This window comes from Burkholderia sp. AU45251 (assembly GCF_030482905.1).
Lineage (GTDB): Bacteria > Pseudomonadota > Gammaproteobacteria > Burkholderiales > Burkholderiaceae > Burkholderia > Burkholderia aenigmatica.
Genome location: NZ_JAUJQH010000023.1, coordinates 98,408 through 124,682, shown reverse-complemented (window position 1 = coordinate 124,682; position 26,275 = coordinate 98,408). Strand labels below are relative to the sequence as shown.

The following is a 26,275-nucleotide window of genomic DNA, read 5'->3' as shown; positions in this document are numbered from 1 at the left end:
CAAGTGGACCGGCTCCCGGCACGATTGGAAGAGCGCGATGACCCAGTTTGCGCTGCTTTACCCGGAGCGATTCAACATCGGAATCTGAGTCTTAACCCGCCTCACACACAAGATTCCGGATACCTCCGTCAGCGATGTCTCCGGTACTGTCGAACTTGTCAAAAACCGGGCGAATCCGATCACCCCGTGATATCGCCCGACTCAACGACCATCAAGACGACGGCATCCTATTGAACAACCGCATCGACCATCGCCTGCGCGTCGGACACAAACCGCGAATATCGCCTCTGTTTAGGTAATTGCTGCGCAAAACAGGCTGACCTCTGTTCCTCGGCCACGTGCTCCGCACTACAAGCGACAATCGTCGGCAACGTCGCATCCCGCCACAGGATATAAACCCGCGCGCCCTGCCTGACCGACACCATCAAAGTATTCGGCCCATCCGGCATCCCGTCCTGGCTGTCACCCAGTAGCAACGCCTTCACCACCGCATCAGCCGGTTTCCGCTTCACCGGCAATTCGGCAAACCGAAACTCCGCAGCGTCGCCACCGAGCACGTCGGTGTAAAACGTCTCGTTATCGAAAATCGCCGCGACATCGTCTGCCGACTTGATCCCCGCATCCGCCGTCGTCACCCATGCCTTCAAAAGCGGAACCGTCGTCACAACGAGATTCACCTTCCCGTCATTCGACTTCAAGAGCAGTCCATCCGGCCCTGGCGTCATCCCGTTGTCGATGTAGAGGGTGTCCACAGTACTCCCCGCCTTCCCGGGAAAACCTTTCGCCTTAACCGCTCCAACAAGCTTAACCAACCGCGTATTCACCTCGCCCGTGTATTTCTTGTCCAGATCCGCCTGATCTTCCATCCGCGCTGCAGTAACCGCGTCGACGGCTTTCTTCCGATAGGCGAGATAAGAATCGGTAGGCGACGCAATTACCTTCGCCCCCACGCCAGCTATCACCGCGACGAGCACCACCGCCCCCACCCCAACCTTCCACCTGGAAATGCGTTTCATTTTTATAACCGCCAGCGAATCCCGCACCAACATGCAAAAACGGCTGCCGTGAATCCACGACAGCCGTCCCTCAGAAACGCCTTATTCTAAATCGCGAATCCGACTTTACTCATCCACCTTGAAAGCCGACACCAGCCGGGTCAATTCCGCCGCCTGCTGCTTCAAGCTTGCCGCAGCCGCCGCGCTTTCTTCCACCAATGCCGCATTCTGCTGCGTCATCTGATCGAGCGACTGCACCGCGTCCCCGATCTGATCGATACCGGCACTCTGCTCCAGGCTCGCCTCAGCGATCTCGCTCATCATCGCGCTGACACCTTGAACCTGCGAGACAACATCGCTCATCACCTTCCCGGCTTCCGTAACCAGCCGCGACCCGGTATTCACCGTCCCCGCGCTATGTTCGATCAGCACCTTGATCTCCTTCGCCGCCTGCGCGCTGCGTTGCGCCAGATTCCGCACCTCCGAAGCCACCACGGCAAATCCGCGCCCCTGCTCCCCGGCCCGCGCCGCTTCCACAGCCGCGTTCAACGCCAGAATATTCGTCTGGAACGAGATGCTGTCGATCATCACGATGATCTCCGAGATCCGCTGCGACGCATCGCTGATCTCCTGCATCGTGCTCACGACTTCACCCACCACCTGCCCGCCACGCGCCGCCGTATCGGAAGCGCCATTGATCATCTTCGCGGCCGTCGTCGCCGTTTCGGTGTTGTTCCGCACCACGGCCGTGATCTCTTCCATCGACGAAGCCGTGCGCTCCAGGTTGCTCGACTGTCCTTCCGTACGTTCACTGAGGTCCGCATTCCCCGTCGCAATCTGCGCCGACCCGGTGGCAATCGACGCGGACGCCGCGCGAATGCTGTGCACCAGCGTCGACAGCGACGACACGAACCGGTTGAACGCATCCGACAACTGCCCGATCTCGTCCTCGCTCTCGACCGTCATCCGGCGCGTCAGATCGCCCTGGCCGCTGGCGATCTCCGACAGTAGCGTCGCCGCGCGGCGGATCGGCGCGGCAATCGCGCGGCCCACCAGCCAGATCACCAGCAATGCAACACCGAGCCCCACCACCGCCGCAACCAGCGCCGCGCTACGAATCGCACGCGTCACCGGCCCGAGCAGCTCCGCCTGCGGCACCTCAACGACAACATACGCATTCAACTCCGGAATAAACGACGTCGCGATGAAACGCGCGCCGCCATCGCCGTTGTAGCTCAAGTATGCATACGGCTTGCCGCCCAGGAGCGTCGCCGACGCATCACCCGGCAGCCCCGGCTCGTCCTTCATGAAATGCTTGCCGTCGATCAGCGACGAATCGCGATGCATCATGATCGCGCCATCGGGACGCACGAGATACGCGAACCCGGTCTCACCGATCCGATACGCAGCGATACCCTTCGCGAGCGCATCGACGGACAGGCTCATGCAGGCCGCGCCGATCGGCACACCGTCGAGCTCGGCGCGGCTGTTGATGAACATCATGTAGCCGCCGACCGTCACCTCGCGGTCCATGTTCACGTCGAACGCCTTGCCGGACGACAGGAAGCCGGTCAGCCACTGATCCTTGTCGGTCACCTTCCGCTGCAGGCCGGCTTCGTTGTAGTAGTTGCCGCTCTTCACGGACACCCACTGCACCGACGCGGCCTTCTGCTCGTCCTTCACGTTCTTCGCGAGCTGGATCCAGTTGCGCGTGCCGGCGTCGGGTTCGCCGTCGGCCTCCCATTGCAGCAGGAACGCATCGCGCGCGAGAATCCGCGACGCGGCGATCGGCCCGGCCATCTGCCGCTGCACGTCGGCACGGATGCCGTTCACGGCCGTCGGCAGCTCTTCGCGCACGACGCGATCGCGCACCGCGTTGCCGATCAGACGGAGGCTGAGTCCGCTCGAGATCGCGACGAACACGAGCAGGCAACTCGTCATGCTGAGAATCAGCTTGTTCTGAATGGAAAGCTTGCGCCAGAAATGCATGGGGAACCCTCGATAACCGCTCGGTCTGAGCCAGTTTGGGTTATCGGCATGCACGCGCAGAACCGCATCGCTGATTTCAGATGTTCGTCATGCGAGATTCGTTATGTTGTTGTCAGGCGGGCATCGGCGGCCGCCTATAGATGCGCAATCAACGAAAATTCAGCGTCGATCAGTATGCAACGAAGATCGTCACCCGCCGGTTGCGCGCCCGCGCGGCCGCATCGTCCCCCGCGACGAGCGGCTGCGTATCGGCCCGCCCGATCGCCGCGAGCCGGTGCGGTGCGATGCCGCGCTCGGTCAGGTAGCGCACGACGCTCCCCGCGCGCGCCGACGACAGCTCCCAGTTCGATTCGTATTTCGCGTTCGCGATCGGCACGCTGTCGGTATGGCCTTCGACGAGAATGTCGCCGGTCGCGTGATCGCTCAGCGCCTGCGCGATCTGGTTCAGCACGGGCGCCGAATCGGGCAGCAGGCGCGCATCGCCGACGTTGAACAGGATCTTCGCGTCGATGCCGATCTCGACGCCATGCGGCGCTTTCACGAGCGAGATCCGGCCGTTCGACTTCAACGAATCGAGTAATGCGAGCCAGGGCGGTGAGTGCTCAGGTGTCGCGGCAGCGGCAGCGGATGCGCTCGCCGCACTTTCCGCATGCCGTGCGAGCGTCTGGTACCGTGCATCGAGCGCGTTGTATTTCGCGAGCTGGAGCACATACAGCGCGAGAAACAGCACCATCAGCGTCGTGATGAGATCCGCGTACGAAATCAGCCAGCGGCCGGATTGCGCGCCTTCGGGTTCGTCGTCGTCGCGATCGGCAGCGGAAGCGCCGTCAGTTCGAGCAGTCATGCGGTTGGACATCCGGGTTCGTCGTTCGACACACGCCCATCACGCGAGCGACTCGGCCGCGCGCCCGCGCACGTCGCCGGTCAGGCGCGTTTCGATCGTATGCGGTGATTCCTTGCGCGATATCGCCAGCAATCCGTCGAGATACAGCTTGCGAAACCGCAGCTCGCTGTCGATCTGCGCGCGCAGCTTGCCGTACAGCGGCAGGAACACGAGGTTCGCGAGCGCCAGCCCGTACAGCGTCGCGATGAACGCGACCGCGATGCCGGGCCCGAGCTGCGCCGGTTCGAGAATATGGCTCGTCACCTGCACGAGCCCGAGCACCGAACCGAGAATGCCGAACGTCGGCGCATAGCCACCGGCCTGCTGCCACACGCGTGCGGCGGCCAGGCGGCTGCGTTCGTATGCATCGAGTTCGCGCTGCAAGGCGTCCTCGAGCACGGCGGTCGATACGCCGTTCGCCAGCAGTTCGAGCCCGCGGCGTGCGAACGGATGGATGCCGCTCACGTCCATCGATTCGAACGCGAGCAGCCCGTCGAGCTTCGCGCGGTCGCCCCATTCGAGCAGGTCGGACAGGTTCTTGCGATCGACTTCGCGCGCCCGCACGAACGCGAGCCGCAACTGCTTCACCGCGTCGAAGAAGCGCGCCCAGGTGTTCTGGATCATCACCGCGCCGAGCGTGCCGCCGAGCACGATGACGAGCGCCTCGAACTGGAACAGCATCGAGAAATGCCCGCCTTCCAGCGCGAAACCGAACACGATCGCCGCACCGCCCAGCACCACGCCGGCCAGGGTCAACAGATCCATGCGTCCCCCCTTGTCATGCATCCGATGCCGACGCGACGGGCGCGGCGCCCGCCGCCGGCGCTTTCGCCGCGCGAACGGCATCCAGTACGCGCCGCTCGATGTCCTCGATCTCGACCGGATCGAGCTTGAGCTCGCGACGCATCACCCACGACACCTCGTTGCGCCGTGCCTCGGTCATCACTGAAAACAGCTTGTCGGCCACCGCGCGATCGTCGAGATTCGCGATCAGCTTCGCGAGATCGTAGGTATCGAACGCGCTGATGACGTCGAACAGCGTGCGCTGGTCGATCGACACGAGATCCTCCAGCGAGCGCACGTCGCCGCCGCGACGTGCATTGCGCCGCGAGAAATACGTAACACCCTTCTGCTCGACGTAGCTGAGCACCTTCGATTTGCGGAACGCGAACAGTTCGTCGGCAATCTCGCCGTTCGACAACTTGTTGAGCAGCATCGTCCTCTCGACGCCGATCAGCGATTCGAGATCGGCCAGCTCGATGAGTTCGAGTTCGCTGTTGATCGACAGGTCGAGATCGTGATCGGCAACCTGCTGCGCGCGATCGATCACGCGCGCGGCGTCGAACGTGACGACCTGGCGCGCATCCGACGACGCCGCATAGTCGGTTGCCGCGCCGGCGTGATCCGCTTGCGCGGCTTCGATCGTGACGAGATTGAGCTTCTCCATGCGTCGCAGCATCGCGAGCACGTGCGGCCGTGAGTGGCCGGCAATCGCGCGGCATTTGCGGATCACGTCGGCGAGCGGCACCGAGGTTTCGGCCGCATGGGCCTGCATCGGCCGGCGCGTCCACGCGTCGCCACCCTCGCGCGCATCGGCACCCGCCATCAGCGCCAGCACATGCGCATACGACAGCACGCCGGGCATGAAGTCGGCGTGTGTATAAGTCGCGAGCTGGTCGTCCTTGCGCTTCACGCGACGGATCATCGTCCGCACGATGTGACGCAGCAGCGCCGACACGCGCTCGATTTCTTCGTCGAGCGTGCCGGCCGGCACGACCGTGAGCTGACAGAATGAAAGCGCCTTCGCGGTTTGGGCACGCGGCTCGGCCCCGAGCAGCGCCGACTCACCGAAGAACTCGCCACGTCCGAGCGTCGCGACGACGACACGCTTGTCGTCGCAGCGCGTGGACAGCTCGACCTTGCCGTCGGTGATCAGAAAGATGACGGGCTCGCCGGCGAACCCCTCGGAATAAATGATTTCTCCGGGCGCCGCCGTACGCGTCCACGATTGCTGACGATTCAAGTCGATTCCCCTGCTGCGCTGAATGTTGCGGACCGCGCGTCGCACGTCGAAAGCATGCGATCACGAGTCATCCCCGTGACCCGTTTACGTCATCGGGCTCCACATCCTTTAGGGAATTCGTCCTCGTTTCGATTCGAAATCAAGGTAAAACGTTTGCGGGCCGTGCGGCCACACCAGAAAGTTCGTTTTTATGCGTGTTCGTGTAGTGCAATTGAAAGCGCCAAGCCACCCCGTTCGTCAAAACTCCATGTCGAGTTCGTCGATGTCTTCGTGCTCCGCCTTCGCCGCCTCGATCCACTCCATGACGAACGGATGCGCGAGCACCCGCATGCAGTACTCGGCCACATCGGGCTCGAGTTTCACGTCGTAGGTCAGGAAGCGAGTGACGACCGGCGCATACATCGCGTCGGCAATGCCGATCTCCGCGCCGAACAGCCAGGGGCCGCCGTACGCGGCCAGGCACTCGCGCCAGATCGTCACGATCCGCTGGATGTCGTGCTGCGCGCGCGACCAGATCCGGAAGCCGGGGAAATGCGCGCGCAGGTTCATCGGCAACGCGGATCGCAATGCGCTGAAACCGGAATGCATCTCGCCGCAGATCGACCGGCAATGCGCACGGGCTTGCCGGTCTTCGGGCAGCAGCCGCGCCTGTGGCCGGATCTCATTCAGGTATTCGGCGATCGCGAGCGTGTCCCACACCGTGTTGCCGTCGTGCGTCAGGCACGGCACGAGAATCGACGGCGACAGCAGCAGCAACTCCGCGCGCGACGCGGCATCGATCGGCACGCTGACCGTCTCGAACACGAGCCCGCTCAGCTTCGCGAGCAGCCAGCCGCGCATCGACCACGACGAGTAATTGCGGCTGCTGATGGTCAGCGTCGTCTGTCCGGTGACTTCCATGTCGCTCCCCTGTCCAAAGCCGTTCGTGCCCCTGCACCGAAAACGGACGCCGCGTGGCGTCACCCGCACCATGCCGGTGCGGCGCACTCGCCAAACTGGCGCAGCGCCGCACACTGTCGCGGCACGTGCCGCCCGCCAGATCGGCGCGGCCATGCATCGGGTGCGGCTGCCGGTTGTCGCGTGCGGCCTGCGTCGCCGCGTTCCCGAACCGCGTGCAACGCGCGTGCCAGCCGCGGGCTGGCACATCGCTTGCCTCGTTCCATGCAACGCGGCACAACGAGCGACGGCCATGAATCTGCTTGCTTACCCGTTCTATCAATGGTCTGCCGAATGCGTGCGCCCGGCGCGCGCATGGGCCGCCGCCGCGCGCGCGACGATGTCGCTGTGGCCACCCGCCACCGCGACGCCGACCGGCCGCATGCTCGACGCGCTGTGCGAACTGCTCGAATGCTGCGCGTTCTCGCATCGGCGTCCGCCGTTCGGCATCGCGTCGATCGCCGTCGACGGCGAAACGGTGCCGATCGTCGAGGAAGCCGCCGCGGCGACGCCGTTCGGCACGCTGCTGCATTTCCGCAAGGCGCTGCCGGTTGCGCGCCAGCCGCGCGTGCTGATCGTCGCGCCAATGTCCGGGCATTTCGCGACGCTGTTGCGCGGCACCGTGCACACGATGCTGGCCGACCACGACGTGTACATCACCGACTGGCATAACCCGCGCGACATCCCGCTGATGGCCGGACGATTCGGCTTCGACGAATACGTCGCGCACGTGATCGACTTCATCCGCCAGATCGGGCCGGACGCGCATGTGCTCGCGATCTGCCAGCCGACCGTCGCCGCGCTCGCGGCGGTCGCGCTGATGGCCGCCGGCGGCGATCCGGCGCAGCCCGCGAGCCTGACGCTGATGGCGGGGCCGATCGACTGCCGCGTGAATCCGACGAAGGTCAACGCGCTCGCGACGAGCCAGCCGATCGAATGGTTCGCGCGCAACCTGATCAGCGTCGTGCCGGCGGGCTTCGTCGGTGCGCAGCGCTGCGTGTATCCGGGCTTCGTGCAAGTCGGCGCGTTCATGTCGATGAATCCGGATCGCCATGCGGCGTCGTTTGCCGACCTGTATTACGAGCGCGCGAAAGGTGACCCGGCGAAAGCCGACGCGCTGCGGCACTTCTATGACGAATACTTCGCGACCGCCGATCTCACCGCGGAGTTCTATCTGGAGACGGTCGAGAAAGTGTTCCAGCAATACGCGCTCGCACGCGGCGAGCTGACGGTCGGTGACCGGCTCGTCGAGCCGGCGGCGATTCATCGCACCGCGCTGCTGACGATCGAAGGCGAGAAAGACGACATCTGCGCGGTCGGCCAGACGGTGGCCGCGCAGGAGCTGTGTTCGGGGTTGCCGCCGTACCTGAAGACGCACCACGTGCAGACGGGGGCAGGCCACTACGGCGTGTTCAACGGCAGCCGGTGGGAAACGCAGATCTATCCGATCGTGCGCGCGACGATCCACGACAACGAGCCGTACGATCGCACCTCGGGTGCGGAAGGCGATGCGGATGGCACGCACTACGTGACACTGCGCGCGCTACTCGATGCCCGCGCAGCGGCGCACGAGGCGTCGGCCGACACGCCGAAGGATCACGCCCACTGAAGCCGGACGGCGCTGAAAATGAAACGCCCCGCCGGGGGTGGCGGGGCGTGAGGTGCTGCGGCGTGCGGACGACGCGCGAGGAAGCGGCCTCGCGCGTCAGCCGGTATTACGAACAGGCCTTGCCGTGCGACGCGTGGTAGCCCTTCGCCTTCGCATCGGCTTCCGACATGTAGCTGCCGTGCTTCGTCTTGCCGTAGTACTTGTCGGTCGAGCAGTGATAGACCTTCGTGCTGTCGTTGGCCCACACCTTGCCCGCGCCGCCGCCCGGCGCTGCGGTCGTCGCGGCCGCGCTCTTCGCCGGCGCGGTGCCGGATGCCGGAGCAGCGGAAGCCGCCATGGCCGGCGCTGCGGCCGGTGCGCTCGCGGCTGCCGCCGACGACGCGCCGTACCAGGTCTTCACACCCTTGTGGCCCGCGCATGCGCCCTTCTTCGACGCGCCCGAGTAGAACGAGCCGTCCTTGCACAGACCGGTCGTGCCGGCCGGCGCGCTGGCCGGAACCTGCGCGAACGCACCGATCGACACACCCATGCCGGCGACCAGCGCGGCGATCAACATCGTCTTTTTCATAGTCCTCTCCTGATTTGCCTGAATGAAGAATGCGTTCCGGGTATCCCCGGGAAAGTCACGGTTACCGCACCCAGCGGCACACGCGATGGTGGTGATGATCGACGTGGCACACACGGTGCGAATGCGCTTCGGCCAGGGCCGGAGCAAGAACGGCACATGCGACTGCGGTGGCCGTCAGGATCTTCGCGATGCGCTTCATGAAACTCTCCCGGGTAGGTCAACCGGTGATCCGGCTGGTACCTCCTTAACGCCGGTCGTCGACAAGCCGTGCACCGCGTCCACGCGCAATTGACGATCTTTGACATCGCAGCGCGGTCAACGCATCGAAGCTGACGAATGTCTTTCTTTTCTTTCCGGATCTTCAGCTTCGCGACCATTCGGAATTCGAAAGAATGTGACGATGGGGCAAGCGGATCGCCGGTGCGAGCGGAGCACACGGAAGCTTTCGTGGAACGCGCAACAAAAAACCGCCCGAAGGCGGTTTATCGCAAGTGGACGGATGACGCCCCTCGGGAAATCGGAGAGCGCTGCCCCCGCCTCCCCTCACGGCGTCGGCAGCGGCACGGCGCACGCTCCTTCGTCGAAAGGATCCCGCGCGACAAGCATTTGGCGTTCCAGTGTGCAGCGTCCCGGGCAGTCCGCGACACCGCCAGCCCGCTTACTTCAACCGTCCCGACAGGAACTGCCCGAGCCGTTCGCTCTTCGGATTCACGAGAATGTCCTGCGGATTCCCTTCCTCCTCGATCTTCCCCTGATGCAGGAAGATCACGTGATTCGACACGTTGCGCGCGAAGCCCATCTCGTGCGTGACGACGACCATCGTGCGGCCTTCCTCGGCGAGCTTCTGCATCACCTTCAGCACTTCGCCGACGAGCTCCGGATCGAGCGCCGACGTCGGCTCGTCGAACAGCATCACTTCCGGCTCCATCGCGAGCGCACGCGCGATCGCGACGCGCTGCTGCTGGCCGCCCGACAGGTGCGACGGGTACATGCCCTCGACGCGCGACGCGAGGCCGACCTTCTCGAGATACTTGCGCGCCCGCGCGATCGCTTCGTCCTTGCTGACGCCGAGCACGGCCATCGGCGCTTCGATCACGTTCTCGAGCACCGTCATGTGTGCCCACAGGTTGAAGTGCTGGAACACCATCGACAGCTTGGTGCGCATCCGCTGCAGCTGCTTCTGGTCGGTCACGCGCAGCGAGCCGTTGCGGTCGCGCGTGGTCTGGATCGGCTCGCTGCCGATCGTGATCTGCCCCGAGCACGGCTGCTCGAGGAAGTTGATGCAGCGCAGGAACGTGCTCTTGCCGGAGCCGCTCGAGCCGATGATGCTGATCACGTCGCCGGCCTTCGCCTTCATCGACACGCCCTTCAACACCTCGTTGTCGCCGAACTTCTTGTGCAGGTTGTCAACGGTGAGCTTGTACATGCTTGGTCCTTCCTTGCGAATCTTGCGAAAGCGTTAATGGCCGCGCGGCGAGAGATACGCGAGCCAGCGCGTCTCGAGCTTGCGGAACGCCCAGATGAGCGTGAACACGACGATGGCGTACAGCACGGCCGCGATGCCGTAGGCCTGGAACGACATGTACGTCGCCGAATTGACGTCGCGCGTGACCTTCAGGATGTCGGGCACGGTCGCGGTGAACGCGAGGGTCGTCGCGTGCAGCATCAGGATCACTTCGTTGCTGTAGCTCGGCAGCGAGCGGCGCAGCGCGGACGGCAGGATGATCCGCGTATAGAGCTTGAAGCGCGACATCCCGTAGGCCATGCCGGCCTCGATCTCGCCGGCCGACGTCGCCTTGATCGCGCCCGCGAAAATCTCCGTCGCATACGCGCATTCGTTCAGCACGAACGCGAGCAGCGTGCAGTTCATCGCATTGCGGAAGAACGTGTCGAGCAGCACGTGGTTGTGCACGACCTGCAGGCTGTAGATGCCCGTGTAGCACATCAGCAGCTGCACGTAGAGCGGCGTGCCGCGGAACACGTACGTATAGAGCCACACCGGGCCGGAGATCCAGCGGTTCGACGACGCGCGCGCGATCGCGAGCGGCACGGCGAGCGCGAAGCCCAGCGCGATCGACACGACCAGCAGCCACAGCGTGATCGCGAGGCCGCTGAAGCGGTAGCCGTCGGTGTAGAGATAGCTTTGCCAGTACTGGCTGACGAGTTCGATCACAGTGCGAGCCTCCGGACGCCAACGGAATAACGCTTCTCGAGGCGATGCAGCACGACGTTGGACACCGTCGTGATCGCGAGGTAGATCGCGCCTGCCGCCAGCGTGAAGAAGAAGAAATCGAGCGTGCTCTTGCCCGCGTCCTGCGACGCCTTGACGACGTCCGCGAGGCCGATGATCGACACGAGCGCGGTGGCCTTCACGAGCACCTGCCAGTTGTTGCCGATCCCGGGCAGCGCGAAGCGCATCATCTGCGGGAACAGGATGCGGTGGAACACGCGCCAGCCGCTCATCCCGTACGCGAAGCCCGCTTCGAGCTGGCCGCGCGGCACCGCGAGGAACGCGCCACGGAACGTCTCGGTGAAGTACGCGCCGTAGATGAAGCCGAGCGTGATGACGCCCGCCACGAACGGATCGATGTCGATCTGGTCCCAGCCGAGCATGTCGGTGAAGTTGTTCAGCAGGATCTGGATCCCGTAGAACAGCAGCAGCATCAGCACGAGGTCCGGCACCGCGCGGATCAGCGTCGTGTAGAAGGTGCCGATCGACTTGAGCACGCGGTTCGTCGACAGTTTCGCGCTCGCGCCGATGAGGCCCAGCACGAGCGACGCGGCAAGCGACAGCACCGCGAGCTTCACGGTTTCCACCGTGCCGGCCCACAGCAGCGGACCAAATCCTTGGAAGATCATATGAGGGATCCAGAACGAGGTGGCTGGATTTTCGACAGCCATTAACCCCGCATCAAACGATATCTGCGCATTACCTGATGCAACCTGCTCATCAAGTCGGACGCATCACGCGAAGCGGGTTGCACCCAAAGCAGACGCGGCGCGCGCCACAGCCGGTGCGCGCCGCATGGACGATCAGCCGCCGTAGACGTCGAACGCGAAGTACTTCTTCTCGAGCTTCTTGTACGTGCCGTCCTTGATGATGTCGGCGATCGCATGGTCGATCTTCGCCTTCAGGTCGGCGTCGTCCTTGCGCAGGCCGATGCCGGCGCCGTTGCCGAGCGTCTTCGGATCGTCGATGTCCTTGCCGGCGAATTCGAAGTTCGCGCCGCGCGGCGTCTTCAGGAAGCCGATGTCGGCCTGCACCGCGTCCTGCAGCGCTGCGTCGAGGCGGCCCGACATCAGGTCCTGGTACACGCCGTCCTGGTTCTGATAAGGCACGACCTGCACGCCCTTCGGCGCCCAATAAGCCTTCGCGTAGGTTTCCTGGATGGTGCCCTGCTCGACGCCGATCGACTTGCCCTTCAGCGATTCGGCCGTCGGCTGCAGGTTCGCGCCCTTCTTCGTGACGAGGCGCGTCGGCGTGTTGAACAGCTTGTCGGAGAACGCGATCTGCTCGGCACGCGCCGGCGTCATCGACATCGACGACAGCACGCCGTCGAACTTCTTCGCCTTCAGCGCGGGAATCATCCCGTCGAAGTCGTTCTCGATCCACACGCATTTCGCCTTCAGGCGGGCGCAGATCTCGTTACCGAGATCGACGTCGAAGCCGACGACCTTGCCGCTTGCGTCCTTCGATTCGAACGGCGGATAGCTGGCGTCGACGCCGAACCGGATCGTCGACCAATCCTTGGCGTGGGCACCGACCGCGATGCAGGCAAGGGCAATACTGAGCGCGAGTTTCTTCATGGCGTTCCTGTCAGAGGCGAACTGGGCTGGGGTCCCGTCGGGCGGCGCCGCCGTGAACCCTTCCAACCCGGAGACCGCCCCTTTCGGCGACACCCCAAGTTGTACATACAACTTTGCCTTTTCTGCAGGTTCGCCAGCAATCCGTGTTTATCTCTAGTTGTCGGCGGATTGTTTCGACAATGTGATTTTTCCTTAAATTTCAATTAATTACGAATTACGTCAAGCTAAACAACAGCTTTCTTCAGGCGTACATGCGCCGCCATGTGCCGGCTTTCACTTGTCTAGACCTGGCTACACCGCGGCGCGCGGCCCGTCCGCCATCCCGACCGTTTCCAGACCGACCAGCCGGTAGCCAAATTGCAGCTCCGTCAGCAGGTGCCGCGGGCGCGCCGGCACCGGTTCGAGCTTCTGCCGCAGGTTCGTCATGTACACACGCACGTAGTGCGCGCGCTCCGCGTCGTGGATGCCCCAAACCTCCGCCAGCAATTGCCGCGCGGCGATCACGCCGCCGCGCGCGCGAATCAATGCAGCGAGCAGCCGGAATTCGAGGCGCGTCAGATGAACCGGCTCGCCGCCGCGCGCGACTTCGTGCTTGCCGAGATCGACCGTCACGTCGCCGAACCGCACGATCGACGACGATTGCCCGTCGGCCGACACGAACGCCGCGCGCCGCAACTGCGCGCGCGCCCGCGCGAGCAGTTCGGGCACGCCGAACGGCTTCGGCAGGTAATCGTCCGCGCCCGCGTCGAGCGCCGCGACCTTCTCCACTTCCTGCTGTCGCGCCGACAGCACGATCACCGGCACCGTCGACCATTCGCGCAATTCGCGGATGAACGTCTTGCCGTCATCGTCCGGCAGCCCGAGATCGACGATCACGAGATCGGGCTTGCTGCTCGACGCATACATCCGCGCCTCGCGGGCCGTCGACGCCTCGCAGGTGTCGAGCCCTTCCTGTTCCAGCGCCATCCGCACGAAACGGCGAATGTCCGATTCGTCCTCGACGATAAGTACGCGCGATCTGATCATGTCCGGCTCTCGTGTTCGATATCGGGCGGCGCGCCCAGGGGCAGGCGAATCTCGAACCGCGCGCCGTGCGGATCGAGCGGCACCGCGCGGATCGAGCCGCCGTGCGCGTTGACGATGCTGCGGCACAGCGCGAGCCCGAGCCCGACGCCGCTGATCGACGATTCCTTGCGTTCGCGCTCGAACGGCTCGAACAGCGGTTCGGTGTTGCGCGCGACGAAGCCGGGCCCGTCGTCCTCGACGAACACGTACAGCGTTTCGCCGAACACGCGTGCCCGCACGGCCACGGCCGCGTCAGTGCCCGCGTACTTCGACGCGTTGTCGAGCAGGTTCATCAGCACGCGCTCGATCAGCAGCGCGTCGACGTCGATCAGCGGCAGGTCGGCCGGCAGGTCGGCGCTCACGTCGCGGCCGGCCAGCACGCCGGCCGAATGCGCGAGCGCGCTGCCGACGATCTCGTCGAGCATGTGCCACTCGCGATTCAGCCGCACGCCCTCGCTCTGCATCCGCGCGAGATCGAGCAGGTTCACGACGAGCCCGTGCAGCGCCTCGGCCTGGTTGCGGATGCCGTGCGCGAGCGCGGCCGGCTGTCCGTCGGCCAGCCGCTCGGGCCTCTCCAGCGTCTCGGCGAGCCCGCGGATCGCGGTGAGCGGCGTCTTCAGGTCGTGCGACACCGCGGCGAGCAAAGCATTGCGCAGCCGCTCGCCTTCGATCCGGACCAGCGTGTGCTGCGCGACGCCGACGTAGTGCACGCGTTCGAGCGCCATCGCGACCGACGAGCACAGCGCGTCGATCAGGCGGCGATCGTCGGGGTCGGTGGGGACCGGCTGCGCGTCGCCGAACAGCACGAGCACGCCGCGCACGCGCATCGGCGCTTTCAGCGGCAGGTATTGCGCGGCCGCGTGCTCGAACGGCGGCAGCCCGCACCCGGCGCCGCGCGCATTCTCGTGGACCCAGCGCGCGATCGGTGCTTCGACGAACCGCGCGTGCTGCGCCGGCATCAGATGGTCATCCGCATCCGGCAGCACGAGCGCGACGCGCACACCGAGCAGCGGCGCGATCGTGCCGGTGCAGATCGATGCGATCTGCTCGGTCTCGATCGCTGCCGACAGGTCATGCGCGACCCGCGCGAGTGCGGCCGAGCGTTTCTCGTTCGCCCGTGCGGCCCGCGCCTCCGCGCGCAGGCGCGCCGCGAGCTGGCCGATCGCGAGCGCGACGGCCAGCATCAGCGCGAACGTGAACACGTACTGCGTATCGGACACCGCGAACGACAGCCTCGGCTCGACGAAGAAGAAGTCGAAGCAGCCGACGCACACGAACGCGGCCCATGCGCCGGCCAGCCGGCCGAGCCGCAGCGCGATCAGCACGACGGTCATCAGGAACAGCATCACGACGTTCGACAAGTCGAACACGCGCAGCAGCGCGCTCGCCGCGAGTGTCGCCAGCGCGCACACGAGCGTGGCGAGCAGCAGCGGCACCGCGTACTGCGATACCCACACGTGCGTGCGCGGACGCGCTTCGCGCACGGCCAGCGTCGGCCGCGGATCGGGCCCCGCGCCCGCGATGCGGTCGGCCAGCGCCGCGCACGCGCGCAGCACGCCGCGCCAGCGGTCGCGGCGCACGCCGTCCCCGCTGCGCCGGGCGGCGGTGTCCCGCGGCCCCGTTGCCCGTCGATTCGCTTCGCTCACGTTCACATTCACATCCATGATCGCTTCCGGCAATTGAAACGCCGAACGGCCCCGCGCACGCCGCGAAGGCGTGAGCGGGGCCGCGACGGCGCGTTCGGTCAGATAAACGGCGTCAACAGCATGTCGATCAGCTTGATACCGATGAACGGCGCGATGATCCCGCCCACGCCGTAGATCAGCAAGTTGCGCCCCAGCAGCTTCTCGGCCGGCTCCGCGCGATACTTCACGCCCTTCAGCGCGAGCGGGATCAGCGCGACGATGATCAGCGCGTTGAAGATCACCGCCGACAGGATCGCCGACGTCGGGCTGTGCAGCCCCATCACGTTCAGCGCGCCGAGCGCCGGATAGGTCGCGACGAACGCGGCCGGGATGATCGCGAAATACTTCGCGAGATCGTTGGCGACGCTGAACGTAGTCAGCGCACCGCGCGTCATGATCATCTGCTTGCCGACCTCGACCACCTGCATCAGCTTGGTCGGGTTGCTGTCGAGGTCGACCATGTTGGCCGCCTCCTTCGCCGCCTGCGTGCCGCTGTGCATCGCGACGGCCACGTCGGCCTGCGCGAGTGCCGGCGCGTCGTTGGTGCCGTCGCCCGTCATCGCGACGAGATGGCCCTTCGCCTGGTGCTCGCGGATCAGCCGCAGCTTGTCTTCGGGCGTCGCTTCCGCGAGGTAGTCGTCGACGCCGGCTTCCGCCGCGATCGCGGCCGCGGTGAGCCGGTTGTCTCCGGTAATCATCACGGTCTTCACGCCGACCTTGCGCAACTCCGCGAAGCGCGCTGCGATCCCGTGCTTGACGATGTCCTTCAGCTCGATCGCGCCGAGCACGCGCGAACCGTCGGCGACGACGAGCGGTGTGCCGCCGCGCCGCGCAATATCGTTGACCGCCGTCTCAACGGCGTGCGGGAATGCCCCGCCGAGCGCATCGACGTGTGCACGAATCGCGGACGCCGCACCCTTGCGCACCTGGCGCTCGCCGATATCGAGGCCGCTCATCCGCGTGCGCGCGCTGAACGGCACCGTGATGCTGCCGGCGGCCGCCGACACGTCCAGCGAGAAGCGCTGCTTCGCGAGCGCGACGATCGAGCGCCCCTCGGGCGTCTCGTCGGCCAGCGACGACAGTTGCGCGGCCTCGGCCAGCGCACGCTCGTCCACGCCCGGCGCGGGCCGGAACTGCACGGCCTCGCGGTTGCCGAGCGTGATCGTGCCGGTCTTGTCGAGCAGCAGCACGTCGACGTCGCCGGCCGCCTCGATCGCGCGGCCCGACGTCGCGAGCACGTTCGCGCGCATCATGCGGCTCATCCCCGCAATGCCGATCGCCGACAGCAGCGCACCGATCGTCGTCGGAATCAGGCAGACGAGCAGCGCGATCAGTACGGTCAGGCTCACCGCCGTGCCCGACGCGTTCAGCAGCACGCTGAACTGCGAGAACGGCAGCAGCGTCACGCACACGAGCAGGAAGATGATCGTCAGCGCGACGAGCAGAATCGTCAGTGCGACCTCGTTCGGCGTCTTGCCGCGCTTCGCGCCTTCGACCATCGCGATCATCCGGTCAAGAAAGGCCTCGCCCGGTTGCGCGGTGATCTTCACGATGATCCAGTCGGACAGCACACGCGTGCCGCCCGTCACCGACGAGAAATCGCCGCCCGACTCGCGGATCACCGGCGCGGATTCGCCGGTGATCGCCGATTCGTCGACCGACGCGACGCCGTCGATCACTTCGCCGTCGGCGGGGATCGTGTCGCCGGCTTCGACGAGCACGACACTGCCGGCGGCGAGCTCGTCGCTCGGCACGCGATGGCTGGTGCTGCCGAATTGCTTCGGCTCGTCGAGCACCTTCGCGTACACGCGCTTGCGCGCCGCACGCAGCGCGTCGGCCTGCGCCTTGCCGCGCCCTTCGGCCAGCGCCTCGGCCGCGTTCGCGAACAGCACGGTGAACCACAGCCAGCACGCGACCGCGAAGATGAAGCCGGCCGGCGCATCGCCCGTGCCGGTCAGCGCCTGCAGCCACAGCACGGTCGTGACGATGCTGCCGAGATACACGACGAACATCACGGGGTTCTTCAACTGCACGCGCGGCGCAAGCTTGCGGAACGCCTCGCGCAGCACGGCCGTCCAGCGCATCGGCGGCACGCCGCCGACCGGCATGGCCGCGGGGGTGATCGGGGTTTCGATATGGGACATGAGTGACTCCGTGGTTCCTGCTATTGCTTCGCGCCGGCCGCCTGGCCGAATGCGCGGTCCAGCGCAAGGTTCAGGTCGAGCACGCGCACGCGCGGTTCGCCGAGCACGCCGAGCTGGCGCGGTGTGGCGACGCGGTCGACCAGCGCCGTGACCTGCGCGGCGTCGACGCCGCGCGCCTGCGCCACCCGCGCCGCCTGCAGCCGCGCATTCGCGACCGAGATCTCGGGATCGAGCCCCGATGCCGACGCGGTCACGGCATCCGCCGGCACCGGCGTGCCGGCGGCGAGCGCGTTCTCCTGACGGTACGCGCGCACCCGCTGCGCGATATCCGCGAGCAGCTTCTTGCTGGTGGCGCCCTGATTGCTGGCGCCGCTGCCGGCCGCGTTGTACGGCTGGTCCACCGTCTTCGACGGATCGGCCGGATCGGCGCCGGTCGTCGCGCTCGGCCGCCCGTGGAAGTAGCCGGCGTGCGTGAAGTACTGCCCGATCACCGCCGAGCCGACCGTCGTGCCGTTCTGCTGCACGAGACTGCCGCGCGCCTGCGACGGGAACAGCACGTTCGCGACGCCCGTGGTGAGCAGCGGATACGCGATCCCCGTCACGAGCATGAACAGCACCGACGACGCGATCACGGGCCGCACGAGACCGCGCGTCGCCGCGCCGAACGAAGAACCGGGTGCCGGCGCGGCGGCGGCCGCTGCCTGGCGATTGCCTTGCATCATGATGTTTTCCTCAGAACAGTTGGCCGCCCGACATCATCAGGTGCTCGACGACCGGGCCGAGCGCGAGCGCCGGCAGGAACGTGAGGCCACCGACGACCAGGATCACGAAGATCAGCAGGCCGGCGAACAGGCCCGTCGACGTCGACAGCGTGCCCGCGCTTTCCGGCACGCTCTTCTTCGCGGCGAGGCTGCCCGCGACCGCGAGCATCGGCAGCAGCGTCAGGTAACGGCCGATCAGCATCGCGAAGCCGATCGTCGTGTTGAAGAACGGCGTGTTCGCGTTCAGGCCCGCGAATGCCGAACCGTTGTTGGCCGTGCCCGACGTGTATGCGTACAGCACTTCGCTGAAGCCATGCGGGCCGAGGTTCGCGAGGCTGTCCATCGTCGAGTGCAGCATCGACGCCACCGCGGTGAAGCCGAGGATGCTGAACGGATGCGCGAGCACCGCGAGCATCACGAGCTTCATCTCGCGCGCCTCGATCTTCTTGCCGAGAAACTCCGGCGTGCGCCCGATCATCATCCCGACCAGGAACACCGTGAGGATCGCGAACGTGAAGAGGTTGATCAGTCCGACGCCGTCGCCGCCGAACACGTTGTTCAGCATCATCTGCGCGATCGGCACGAGCCCGCCGAGCGGCGTCAGCGAGTCATGCATCGCATCGACCGACCCGGTGGTCGCGGCCGTCGTGACGGTGGCGAACAGGCTCGTCTGCGCGATGCCGAAGCGCATCTCCTTGCCTTCCATGTTGCCGCCCGGCTGCGTGGCGCTCATCTGCTGGTCGACGCCGAGCCCGGTCACGAGCGGATTGCCGTGCTGCTCGGCCGAATAGATCACGGCCAGGAAGCCGACGAACATCACGACGAACGCGCCGAGAATCACCCAGCCCTGGCGGCGCCGGCCGATCATCGTGCCAAGCGCATAGGTCAACGCGGACGGAATCAGCAGCATCGACAGCATGTGAAGCGTGTTGGTGAGCGGCGTCGGGTTCTCGAACGGGTGCGCGGCGTTCATGCTGAAGAAGCCGCCGCCGTTCGTGCCGATATGCTTGATCGATTCGAGGCTTGCAACCGGCCCCATCACGATCTGCTGGCGCGCGCCTTCGAGCGTGGTCGCCCACGCATCGGACGCGAGCGTCTGCGGCATGCCCTGCCACACGTATACGAGCGCCATCACGAAGCTGAGCGGCAGCAGCACGCGATAGGTCACGCGCGTGAAGTCGACCCAGTAGTTGCCGATGTCCGCCGCGCTCTTGCGGCTCAGCCCGCGGATGAAGCCGCCCGCGGCAGCGACCCCGGTCGCCGCGCTGACCACCATCAGGAACGTGATGACGGCCATCTGCGAGAAGTTCGACAGGCTGCTCTCGCCAGCATACGCCTGCCAGTTCGTGTTCGTGATGAACGACGCGGCCGTGTTGAACGCGAGGTCGGGGCTTTGCGCGGCGCGCCGCAGTGCGTCGAACGGCAGCGCGTCCTGGATGCGCAGCAGCAGGTAGCCGACCAGCATCATCCCGGCATTGCTGAGCAGCAGCACCATCCCGTAGCGCTGCCACGACATCGCTTCGTCGGGATTCACGCCGAGCAGCGCATAGGTACGGCGTTCGACCCACGCGTGGCGCGGGCTCGTAAAGGCGTGCGCGAGCCACTTCCCGACGACGGGCACCAGCGCCAGCATGATCGCGAGAACGATCGCGAATTGAATGAGATTGTTGAACATGTCGACGCTCGCTCAGATCCGGTCAAGGCCGGTGATGAAACCGGCCGTCAAGGCAAAGAACGCGAGCGTGAACAAAATGAAAAGCAGATCGCTCATGACATTCACCGATATTTTCGAATTCCTGTTGAATCGCGCCGATCAATACCGCTCGGGCTTGATCAACGCATGAAACAGATAGATAAAGAGCGCGAGCGACAACGCGCCGGTGATCCACAACATGGCTTTCCCCTTTTTTCATATGCGCGGCCTCGCCGCGCGATCGTCGGCGTATCGGGCCTCGCCGTGTCGGCGCAGGCCCGTGTGACGCCCCCATGCTCATCTGGCGAATGGGATGCGACAGTGTAGAAATCCGCGTATCAAAGCGGTGTTCAATTTCTTTACAAGGAATAAAAAAGCTGTAAAGACGAAAGCTGGTGGCAATGGCGTTTTTATGCGTTCTTTTCAGGGCCGGTTCGAGTCTATACACCGTATCGTCACCGCGATTCCTAGAATGGGCGGCATGTCCAAGACGAAATCTCCGCGGTGCGGAGCACGATGCGACCCGGGGGTGCCAGCATGAAACCGACCAGAATCGAATCCGCCAGTTCACGCGCGCTGCCGCCCGTTCGTTCGCGGCGCCGGTATCCTGCCGACGAACGCGTGCTGCTGTCGATCCGCGTCGAATCGGACAACCTCGCCGTCGTGCGGCGCCTGCTGCACCAGGCCGTCGGCGCCGCGCTCAATTTCTACACGGCCGCGATCGACAAACGCACCGGGCGCGCCTGCATCGAGTTCGAAGTCGCGCGATCGCAGGCGTCGCCGGCCATCCTGTCGATCCTTCGCGTGCTGCCGGCCGCCGAATTCGGCACGATCCGCCTGCTGCAGCACTAGCCGGTCTCCATTGCGCCGCGCGTGACACGCGTCACGCGCCCGCTCCCCTTTCATCGATTCGAACGCGCGTTTCCGGTGCGAGCGCGCGCGGTTCGTCACGAGCCGCGCCCGTCCGCCGCCGGCACGCGCGCCGGATCGTCGTTCCCGTCGCTACGGGCCTTTCCAGGAAGCACTCACAATGAAAAAAGCAGTCGCCGGTACCCTCTCCCTCGCATTCCTCAGCGCTGCCGCGCATGCGCAAAGCAGCGTCACGCTCTATGGGATGCTCGATGCGGGTATCGTCTATACGAACAACCAGTCGGGTAAAAGCACGTGGCAGCAAGGCAGCGGGCTGCTGTCGAATACGGTCTTCGGGCTGAGCGGCAACGAGGATCTCGGCGGCGGCCTGCATGCGCTGTTCCGCCTCGAGAACGGCTTCAACCTGAACAACGGCACGCAGTCCTACAAGAACACGATGTTCGGCCGCCGCGCATACGTCGGCCTGCAGAGCGACCAGTACGGCGCGCTGACGCTCGGCCGCCAATACGACGCCGTGGTCGACTATCTCGGCCCGCTCGCGATGGCGAACAACGGCGACGGCAACAACCTCGCGTCGCACCCGTTCGACAACGACAACATCGACGATTCGTTCTACATCGACAACGCGGTGAAATACACGAGCCCGACGCTCGCCGGCTGGCAGTTCGGCGGCCTGTACGGGTTCAGCAACGCGGCCGGCGGCTTCGCGAACAACCGCGCGTACAGCGCGGGCGTGTCGTACGCGAACGGGCCGGTCAGTCTCGGCGCCGCGTACCTGCAGTTGAACCGCGGCGGGCTGACGGCCGGCGGTGCGCTGTCGACCAACGACGGGCCGAACTTCCCGGCCGTGCGCCAGCGCGTGATGGGCGCGGGCGGCAGCTACGCGTTCGACCGGCTGACGGTCGGCGCGCTGTGGACGCATTCGATGTTCGATGAAACGGCCGCGTCGTCGCTGGCCGGCGCGCTGAACGCGCTGCGCTTCGACAACTTCGAGGTCAACGCGCGCTACGCGCTGACGCCGGCCGTCTCGTTCGCGGGCGCCTATACGTTCACCAATGGCCGCTACGACGACGCAACCGGCAGCCATCGGCCGAAATGGCATCAGGTGACGCTGATGGCCGACTACGCGTTGAGCAAGCGCACCGACGTGTACGCGGAAACCGTCTACCAGCACCAGCTCGGCGTGCCGTCGGGCGCGACGCTCGGCTTCGCGAACGTCACGGGGCTCGCGGCTTCGTCGAACAACACGCAGGTGGTCGGGACGGTCGGCATCCGGCATCGGTTCTGACCGCGCGCCGGCTGCGAAAGGCCGGCCGCTCTGTGCAATCCCGCATGGACGCGCGCCGGCCGAACAGGGATCATTCGGGAAATCCGGGCCCGCGCGTCCGCGAAACCGGTACACTCGGCGCCGGGCGCGCGCCGGATCGGCATTCGGCGGCGGGCCGCTGCCGACTCTGGAATCGTGATCCCATGACCACACCGATCTATCAGGAAATCAAGGACTTCATCCTCGCGCGCATTCATGCCGGCGAATGGGCAGAAGGCGACCAGGTGCCGTCGGAGAACGAGCTCGCACGCGAATTCAACGTCGCGCGGATGACCGTCAACCGCGCGCTCCGCGAGCTGACCGCCGAGCAGGTGCTCACGCGCACGCGCGGCTCCGGCACGTATGTCGCGTCGCCGAAGTACGAATCGACGCTCGTCGCGATCCGCAGCATCTCGGACGAAGTCGCCGCGCGCGGCCACGGCTATCGCGCGCAGGTGCTGCAAGTGGGCGCGGCCGTCGCCGATACGAAGCTCGCCGATGAACTGCAGATCGACACCGGCAGCCCGATCTTCCATTCGCGCGTGCTGCACTTCGAGAACGACACGCCCGTGCAGCTCGAGGAACGCTGGGTCAATCCGGCCTGCGCGCCGGAATACGCGTTGCAGGACTTCACGACGACGACGCCGAACCAGTACCTGACGCGCGTCGCGCCGCTGCAGCGGGTCGAATACCGGATCGAGGCCGCGATGCCCGACACCGAAACGCGCCGCCACCTGACGATGGACGACCGCGAGCCGTGCCTGCTGCTGCATCGGCGCACGTGGTCGCAGGGGCTGGTCGCGTCGGTCGCCAACCTGTGGCACCCGGGCAGCCGTTACCGGTTCACCGGGCATTTCTGACGGTGATGCGCGGGCTTACCGCGCGCCCGGCCGCCCCCATCGCTCGATCGCACTGACGGCCCGCTTCAAACCTTCCTCTTGCGCGATGCGCGCGCCGAGTTCGAACGCGCGCGCTTTCGTTTCGTCCCGTTCGGCAAACGCGATGGCCTGCGCCAGCGCGGTAGCGTCCATGCGCCGCCCCGCGACCGGCGCATCGGCCACGCCGAGTTTTTGCAGCCGGTTCGCCCAGAAGAATTGATCGCCCGCGAACGGCACGACGACCGACGGAATGCCGGCCCGCACGGCCGAATGCGTGGTGCCCGACCCGCCGTGATGGATCGCCATCGACACGCGCGGGAACAGCCAGTCATGCGGCGTATCGCCGATCACGTGAACGTGCGCGGGCAGCATCGACGCGTCGATACCGCTCCAGCCTGGATAGAACAACGCTCGCCGGCCGGCGAGCGCGCGCACGAGCGCATCGACCATCGCGACGCGATCGAAGCCGGCCATGCTGCCGAAGCCGATGTACACGGGCGGATCGCCGGCTTCGAGAAAAGCCGAGCGTTCGGACGGTGGCGCCCAGGCGTGCGCATCGATTCGCCACTGGCCGCATGCCTGCACGTTCGACGGCCAGTCGCCAGGGTCGGACAGCAGTGCCGGCGACACGCCGTACAGCATTGGATGATCGGTCCATACCCGCCTGCGCGGCGGCAATCCGCACACGCTCGCACGTGCCGCATTCGTCGCCTTCCTGAACGCCTGCCACAACAGCGCGTTCACGAACCGGTGGCTCGCGCGATTCAGCCAGCGCGGCAGCTTCTGCGGCGGCAGGAACGGTGACGCGAATGCCGTAGTGGGTGTGATCGGGATCATGCCGGTGCCGATCGCCGGCACGCCGCGAAACTCGGCGACCGACAAGCCGACGAACGATGCGAGCCCCGACACGAGGATCGCGTCGCAGCCTTCCGACGCCTCCGCGATTTCCCGCATCCACGCGACCGTGTTCGCATTGGCGATCGCCGCGAGCGCCTTCGATGTGTCGTTGAAACCCCCGCGCCCGCGCACCGCATCCGCCAACGCGCCATCCGGCGCAATCGCACGGCGGATATCGCCGGACAACGGCGCCGACGGCACGCCGAGCGCAGCGGCCGCCCCAAGCGTCGCCGCGTCGGCCAGCAACCGGACCTCATGGCCGGCATCGATCAGCGCACGGCCGAGCGCCGCGAGCGGGCGCGTGTCGCCTTCGGTGCCGTAGGTGGCGATGACGAGCTTCATGCGTGACTCCTCGTGCACGGCGGGAACGGGTGGATTCAAAAATATGCACGTCGTATACTAATGCAATTCGTGCACTTTCAGTCAATCCCTCGCCATGCCGATTTCGACCGACGATCCGGGCCGTCGCGCGCGCAAGCGCATCCAGATGCTCGCGCATCTCGCCGCCACCGGCGCACGCCTGTTCGACGCGCACGGCTACGACGCCGTCACGATGGAACAGATCGCCGCGCAGGCCGATGTCGCGAAACGCACGCTGTACAACCACTTTGCAACGAAGGAAGCCGTGCTCGCGCACTGGCTGGAAGGCGAACTCGCGCGCGATCTCGCACATCTGCAACGCGACGTCGCGCGGCGCAAGACCTTCGCGTCGCGCATCGGCTGCGTGCTCGATGCGTCGGCCGCGTGGTGCGAGCAGCATCCCGCGTACCTGCTCGCGTATTTGCGCCATCGCTTCCTGAGCATCGGCGCGGTTGAACCGGCAAGCGGTGGAGAGAACGGCAGCGATATCGCGCTCGTGTGGCAGCAACTGATCGCAGCCGGGCAGCAATCCGGCGAACTGAACGGCACACTGCGGGCCGACCAGCTCGCGACGTGGTTCCATCACCTGTATCTCGCGGCGATGCTGCGCTGGCTGACCGTGCCGGGGCTATCGCTGAAACGGGAGTTCCAGGCGGTCGCGAAACTGTTCGTCGAAGGCGCGGAAGCGAAAGGCTGAGCGGCGCCGGTGGCCCGTGGCCAGTCAGGCACTCACCGGATCACAAGCGCCCGAGCACGACCGCGAGCAGCGAGCGCCCGAAACGGGCGACCGCCACCCCGCATGCGACGAATGCCCCACCCACCTCGGTCGACACGCATCGCGAGCCGATTGTGTTGCCGGCCGTGCCCGGCACGCTCGACGTCCTGCGCGTACAGATGACCGATATCGCCGGCACGCTTTCCCGGTTGCCGCTCGATCGCATGGGTACGGATCTGAACGCCGCGCTCGTGAATACCGATGCGCTGTTCAAGCAACTCGATACCGAACTCGCCCCGCATGCGCGCGCGGCGCTGGGCACCGCGCGGCAGTCGTTCACGGCCGCGCAGGCAATGCTCGCGCAACAAGGTGCCAATACATCGAACGTCCGCCGCACGCTGACGCAATTCGCGCGCACCTCGAGCGCGCTGCGCGCGTTGGCCGGCGATCTGGAGCAGCATCCCGAGTGGTGGCGGCCGCATGCATCGAGCACCACGCAACCGGCTGGCGCCGCGCATCCGGCGAATGCACCGAATACGGCGCGATAAACGCGGCGCGCGGGCGCAGATGCATTTTTACGACGACCGCACGCACCGCATGCCAAATTTCCCGTGCAGCAGTATGCTGATGTCGTACGGCTGCGCACGACGCCTCGGGTAATCCCTTTATTTGCACGTTGTCGCGCCGCCGTCGCGACCGCAATCATGCGTTGCAAGGAGGGATTCGTGATGGCAACCACGCATCAGCATTTCCACCTCGAACTACGGCACGCCACCGCGCCGACCTATTTCATCAGCTACCTGTTTCCCGCCTTGCTGTTCGTTTACGAACTGCTGCGCGTCGGCCAATGGATCCGCGATCACGGAATGCACTTCGCCGGGTTCAAGCAGATGGGCTACGAGTATCTGCTGATGCTGCTGTTCGTCGGGCTGCAGATATTCGTCGAAGCGATCTTCCTGCTCGGCGCCGCGATGCGCCGCGACAATCGCGACTTCGAGCACCGGCTGCCGAACGTGGTCCTCGGTATCGGCTGCTCGATCGCACTGCTCGCGCTCGACCTCGCGATCCAGCTCGCGTTCTGACGGCCGGCG

At 65.8% G+C, this 26,275-nt stretch carries 26 protein-coding genes; 7 read left to right on the top strand and 19 right to left on the bottom strand.

Annotation, left to right across the window (positions count from 1 at the left end):
* Positions 1-227: 227 nt before the first annotated feature.
* The 6 genes from QZM67_RS31615 to QZM67_RS31590 form a co-directional block, all read right to left on the bottom strand.
* Positions 228-1,016 carry a hypothetical protein gene (locus QZM67_RS31615; protein WP_301809329.1) on the bottom strand — a complete coding sequence of 263 codons (789 nt, stop codon included), beginning with the start codon at positions 1,014-1,016 and terminating at the stop codon, positions 228-230.
* Positions 1,017-1,121: 105 nt separating this feature from the next.
* Entirely contained in the window at positions 1,122-2,984 is a 1,863-nt protein-coding gene (locus QZM67_RS31610) for a methyl-accepting chemotaxis protein (protein ID WP_301809326.1), read from the bottom strand.
* Positions 2,985-3,153: 169 nt separating this feature from the next.
* Positions 3,154-3,828 (bottom strand): OmpA family protein, encoded by a 675-nt coding sequence (locus tag QZM67_RS31605; RefSeq protein WP_301809323.1) that lies wholly within the window; start codon positions 3,826-3,828, stop codon positions 3,154-3,156.
* Between the two features lie 39 nt (positions 3,829-3,867).
* Positions 3,868-4,632, bottom strand: a complete 765-nt coding sequence (locus QZM67_RS31600; protein ID WP_175003590.1) for a flagellar motor protein — start codon at positions 4,630-4,632, stop codon at positions 3,868-3,870.
* A gap of 13 nt (positions 4,633-4,645) precedes the next feature.
* Positions 4,646-5,890, bottom strand: a complete 1,245-nt coding sequence (locus QZM67_RS31595) for a cyclic nucleotide-binding domain-containing protein (protein WP_301809317.1) — start codon at positions 5,888-5,890, stop codon at positions 4,646-4,648.
* A gap of 237 nt (positions 5,891-6,127) precedes the next feature.
* On the bottom strand, positions 6,128-6,790 hold the full coding sequence (locus QZM67_RS31590; protein WP_043178023.1) for a glutathione S-transferase family protein: 663 nt from the start codon (positions 6,788-6,790) through the stop codon (positions 6,128-6,130).
* A 289-nt stretch (positions 6,791-7,079) separates the two neighbouring features.
* On the opposite strand from QZM67_RS31590, the gene QZM67_RS31585 reads away from it, so the two are divergent.
* A complete protein-coding gene (locus QZM67_RS31585) occupies positions 7,080-8,435 on the top strand; it encodes a polyhydroxyalkanoate depolymerase (RefSeq protein WP_301809314.1) in 1,356 nt (451 codons plus the stop codon).
* A 106-nt stretch (positions 8,436-8,541) separates the two neighbouring features.
* Here the strand turns inward: QZM67_RS31585 and QZM67_RS31580 are convergent, their stop codons facing one another.
* The 12 genes from QZM67_RS31580 to kdpF form a co-directional block, all read right to left on the bottom strand.
* Positions 8,542-9,003, bottom strand: a complete 462-nt coding sequence (locus tag QZM67_RS31580; RefSeq protein ID WP_175024947.1) for a hypothetical protein — start codon at positions 9,001-9,003, stop codon at positions 8,542-8,544.
* Between the two features lie 61 nt (positions 9,004-9,064).
* On the bottom strand, positions 9,065-9,202 hold the full coding sequence (locus tag QZM67_RS31575; protein WP_167316040.1) for an HHHH-motif protein: 138 nt from the start codon (positions 9,200-9,202) through the stop codon (positions 9,065-9,067).
* Between the two features lie 459 nt (positions 9,203-9,661).
* On the bottom strand, positions 9,662-10,429 hold the full coding sequence (locus tag QZM67_RS31570; protein WP_043178030.1) for an ABC transporter ATP-binding protein: 768 nt from the start codon (positions 10,427-10,429) through the stop codon (positions 9,662-9,664).
* A gap of 33 nt (positions 10,430-10,462) precedes the next feature.
* Positions 10,463-11,176, bottom strand: a complete 714-nt coding sequence (locus QZM67_RS31565; protein ID WP_043178033.1) for an ABC transporter permease — start codon at positions 11,174-11,176, stop codon at positions 10,463-10,465.
* On the bottom strand, positions 11,173-11,862 hold the full coding sequence (locus QZM67_RS31560) for an ABC transporter permease (protein WP_175024948.1): 690 nt from the start codon (positions 11,860-11,862) through the stop codon (positions 11,173-11,175). The genes QZM67_RS31565 and QZM67_RS31560 overlap by 4 nt, the downstream gene beginning before the upstream one ends.
* A gap of 174 nt (positions 11,863-12,036) precedes the next feature.
* Positions 12,037-12,810: an ABC transporter substrate-binding protein gene (locus QZM67_RS31555; protein ID WP_043178037.1), complete on the bottom strand. Its 774-nt coding sequence runs from the start codon at positions 12,808-12,810 to the stop codon at positions 12,037-12,039.
* A gap of 291 nt (positions 12,811-13,101) precedes the next feature.
* Positions 13,102-13,836 carry a response regulator gene (locus QZM67_RS31550; protein WP_043178039.1) on the bottom strand — a complete coding sequence of 245 codons (735 nt, stop codon included), beginning with the start codon at positions 13,834-13,836 and terminating at the stop codon, positions 13,102-13,104.
* A complete protein-coding gene (locus QZM67_RS31545; protein ID WP_301809307.1) occupies positions 13,833-15,539 on the bottom strand; it encodes a DUF4118 domain-containing protein in 1,707 nt (568 codons plus the stop codon). The genes QZM67_RS31550 and QZM67_RS31545 overlap by 4 nt, the downstream gene beginning before the upstream one ends.
* A gap of 80 nt (positions 15,540-15,619) precedes the next feature.
* Positions 15,620-17,644, bottom strand: coding sequence for a potassium-transporting ATPase subunit KdpB (gene kdpB, locus QZM67_RS31540; RefSeq protein WP_301809336.1), 2,025 nt, complete (start codon positions 17,642-17,644; stop codon positions 15,620-15,622).
* 80 nt (positions 17,645-17,724) lie between these two features.
* Positions 17,725-18,426, bottom strand: a complete 702-nt coding sequence (gene kdpC / locus QZM67_RS31535) for a potassium-transporting ATPase subunit KdpC (RefSeq protein ID WP_301809304.1) — start codon at positions 18,424-18,426, stop codon at positions 17,725-17,727.
* Between the two features lie 10 nt (positions 18,427-18,436).
* Complete coding sequence (kdpA, locus tag QZM67_RS31530) at positions 18,437-20,140, bottom strand: potassium-transporting ATPase subunit KdpA (RefSeq protein ID WP_301809302.1); 1,704 nt, start codon at positions 20,138-20,140, stop codon at positions 18,437-18,439.
* Between the two features lie 138 nt (positions 20,141-20,278).
* On the bottom strand, positions 20,279-20,359 hold the full coding sequence (gene kdpF / locus QZM67_RS39975; RefSeq protein WP_063623159.1) for a K(+)-transporting ATPase subunit F: 81 nt from the start codon (positions 20,357-20,359) through the stop codon (positions 20,279-20,281).
* Between the two features lie 336 nt (positions 20,360-20,695).
* On the opposite strand from kdpF, the gene QZM67_RS31520 reads away from it, so the two are divergent.
* The 3 genes from QZM67_RS31520 to hutC all read left to right on the top strand — a co-directional run bounded on the left by QZM67_RS31520 (position 20,696) and on the right by hutC (position 23,194).
* A complete protein-coding gene (locus tag QZM67_RS31520) occupies positions 20,696-21,010 on the top strand; it encodes a hypothetical protein (RefSeq protein ID WP_301809301.1) in 315 nt (104 codons plus the stop codon).
* A 178-nt stretch (positions 21,011-21,188) separates the two neighbouring features.
* Positions 21,189-22,316, top strand: a complete 1,128-nt coding sequence (locus QZM67_RS31515) for a porin (protein WP_301809300.1) — start codon at positions 21,189-21,191, stop codon at positions 22,314-22,316.
* A 182-nt stretch (positions 22,317-22,498) separates the two neighbouring features.
* Complete coding sequence (gene hutC / locus QZM67_RS31510; protein ID WP_043178056.1) at positions 22,499-23,194, top strand: histidine utilization repressor; 696 nt, start codon at positions 22,499-22,501, stop codon at positions 23,192-23,194.
* 15 nt (positions 23,195-23,209) lie between these two features.
* On the opposite strand, the gene QZM67_RS31505 is transcribed toward hutC, so the two are convergent.
* The gene (locus QZM67_RS31505) at positions 23,210-24,451 is read right to left on the bottom strand and encodes a glycosyltransferase (protein WP_301809297.1); all 1,242 of its coding nucleotides are present in this window, start codon (positions 24,449-24,451) and stop codon (positions 23,210-23,212) included.
* A gap of 94 nt (positions 24,452-24,545) precedes the next feature.
* Here QZM67_RS31505 and QZM67_RS31500 point away from each other — a divergent pair, with 94 nt between their 5' ends.
* The 3 genes from QZM67_RS31500 to QZM67_RS31490 all read left to right on the top strand — a co-directional run bounded on the left by QZM67_RS31500 (position 24,546) and on the right by QZM67_RS31490 (position 26,266).
* A complete protein-coding gene (locus QZM67_RS31500; protein ID WP_205824252.1) occupies positions 24,546-25,166 on the top strand; it encodes a TetR/AcrR family transcriptional regulator in 621 nt (206 codons plus the stop codon).
* A 155-nt stretch (positions 25,167-25,321) separates the two neighbouring features.
* On the top strand, positions 25,322-25,732 hold the full coding sequence (locus tag QZM67_RS31495) for a hypothetical protein (protein WP_301809293.1): 411 nt from the start codon (positions 25,322-25,324) through the stop codon (positions 25,730-25,732).
* 180 nt (positions 25,733-25,912) lie between these two features.
* Complete coding sequence (locus QZM67_RS31490; protein WP_175024803.1) at positions 25,913-26,266, top strand: hypothetical protein; 354 nt, start codon at positions 25,913-25,915, stop codon at positions 26,264-26,266.
* Positions 26,267-26,275: the final 9 nt, after the last annotated feature.

Bases quoted from the DNA above. Each gene is read 5' to 3' on its own strand.
- QZM67_RS31585 (WP_301809314.1), top strand. From the start codon at position 7,080: ATGAATCTGCTTGCTTACCCGTTCTATCAATGGTCTGCCGAATGCGTG.
- QZM67_RS31570 (WP_043178030.1), bottom strand. From the start codon at position 10,429: ATGTACAAGCTCACCGTTGACAACCTGCACAAGAAGTTCGGCGACAAC.
- QZM67_RS31575 (WP_167316040.1), bottom strand. From the start codon at position 9,202: ATGAAGCGCATCGCGAAGATCCTGACGGCCACCGCAGTCGCATGTGCC.
- QZM67_RS31500 (WP_205824252.1), top strand. From the start codon at position 24,546: ATGCCGATTTCGACCGACGATCCGGGCCGTCGCGCGCGCAAGCGCATC.
- hutC (WP_043178056.1), top strand. From the start codon at position 22,499: ATGACCACACCGATCTATCAGGAAATCAAGGACTTCATCCTCGCGCGC.
- QZM67_RS31550 (WP_043178039.1), bottom strand. From the start codon at position 13,836: ATGATCAGATCGCGCGTACTTATCGTCGAGGACGAATCGGACATTCGC.
- kdpB (WP_301809336.1), bottom strand. From the start codon at position 17,644: ATGCGCTGGACGGCCGTGCTGCGCGAGGCGTTCCGCAAGCTTGCGCCG.
- QZM67_RS31600 (WP_175003590.1), bottom strand. From the start codon at position 4,632: ATGGATCTGTTGACCCTGGCCGGCGTGGTGCTGGGCGGTGCGGCGATC.
- QZM67_RS31605 (WP_301809323.1), bottom strand. From the start codon at position 3,828: ATGACTGCTCGAACTGACGGCGCTTCCGCTGCCGATCGCGACGACGAC.
- QZM67_RS31610 (WP_301809326.1), bottom strand. From the start codon at position 2,984: ATGCATTTCTGGCGCAAGCTTTCCATTCAGAACAAGCTGATTCTCAGC.
- QZM67_RS31505 (WP_301809297.1), bottom strand. From the start codon at position 24,451: ATGAAGCTCGTCATCGCCACCTACGGCACCGAAGGCGACACGCGCCCG.
- QZM67_RS31555 (WP_043178037.1), bottom strand. From the start codon at position 12,810: ATGAAGAAACTCGCGCTCAGTATTGCCCTTGCCTGCATCGCGGTCGGT.
- kdpC (WP_301809304.1), bottom strand. From the start codon at position 18,426: ATGATGCAAGGCAATCGCCAGGCAGCGGCCGCCGCCGCGCCGGCACCC.
- QZM67_RS31490 (WP_175024803.1), top strand. From the start codon at position 25,913: ATGGCAACCACGCATCAGCATTTCCACCTCGAACTACGGCACGCCACC.
- QZM67_RS31520 (WP_301809301.1), top strand. From the start codon at position 20,696: ATGAAACCGACCAGAATCGAATCCGCCAGTTCACGCGCGCTGCCGCCC.
- QZM67_RS31560 (WP_175024948.1), bottom strand. From the start codon at position 11,862: ATGATCTTCCAAGGATTTGGTCCGCTGCTGTGGGCCGGCACGGTGGAA.
- QZM67_RS31615 (WP_301809329.1), bottom strand. From the start codon at position 1,016: ATGAAACGCATTTCCAGGTGGAAGGTTGGGGTGGGGGCGGTGGTGCTC.
- QZM67_RS31515 (WP_301809300.1), top strand. From the start codon at position 21,189: ATGAAAAAAGCAGTCGCCGGTACCCTCTCCCTCGCATTCCTCAGCGCT.
- kdpF (WP_063623159.1), bottom strand. From the start codon at position 20,359: ATGTTGTGGATCACCGGCGCGTTGTCGCTCGCGCTCTTTATCTATCTG.
- kdpA (WP_301809302.1), bottom strand. From the start codon at position 20,140: ATGTTCAACAATCTCATTCAATTCGCGATCGTTCTCGCGATCATGCTG.
- QZM67_RS31580 (WP_175024947.1), bottom strand. From the start codon at position 9,003: ATGAAAAAGACGATGTTGATCGCCGCGCTGGTCGCCGGCATGGGTGTG.
- QZM67_RS31545 (WP_301809307.1), bottom strand. From the start codon at position 15,539: ATGGATGTGAATGTGAACGTGAGCGAAGCGAATCGACGGGCAACGGGG.
- QZM67_RS31590 (WP_043178023.1), bottom strand. From the start codon at position 6,790: ATGGAAGTCACCGGACAGACGACGCTGACCATCAGCAGCCGCAATTAC.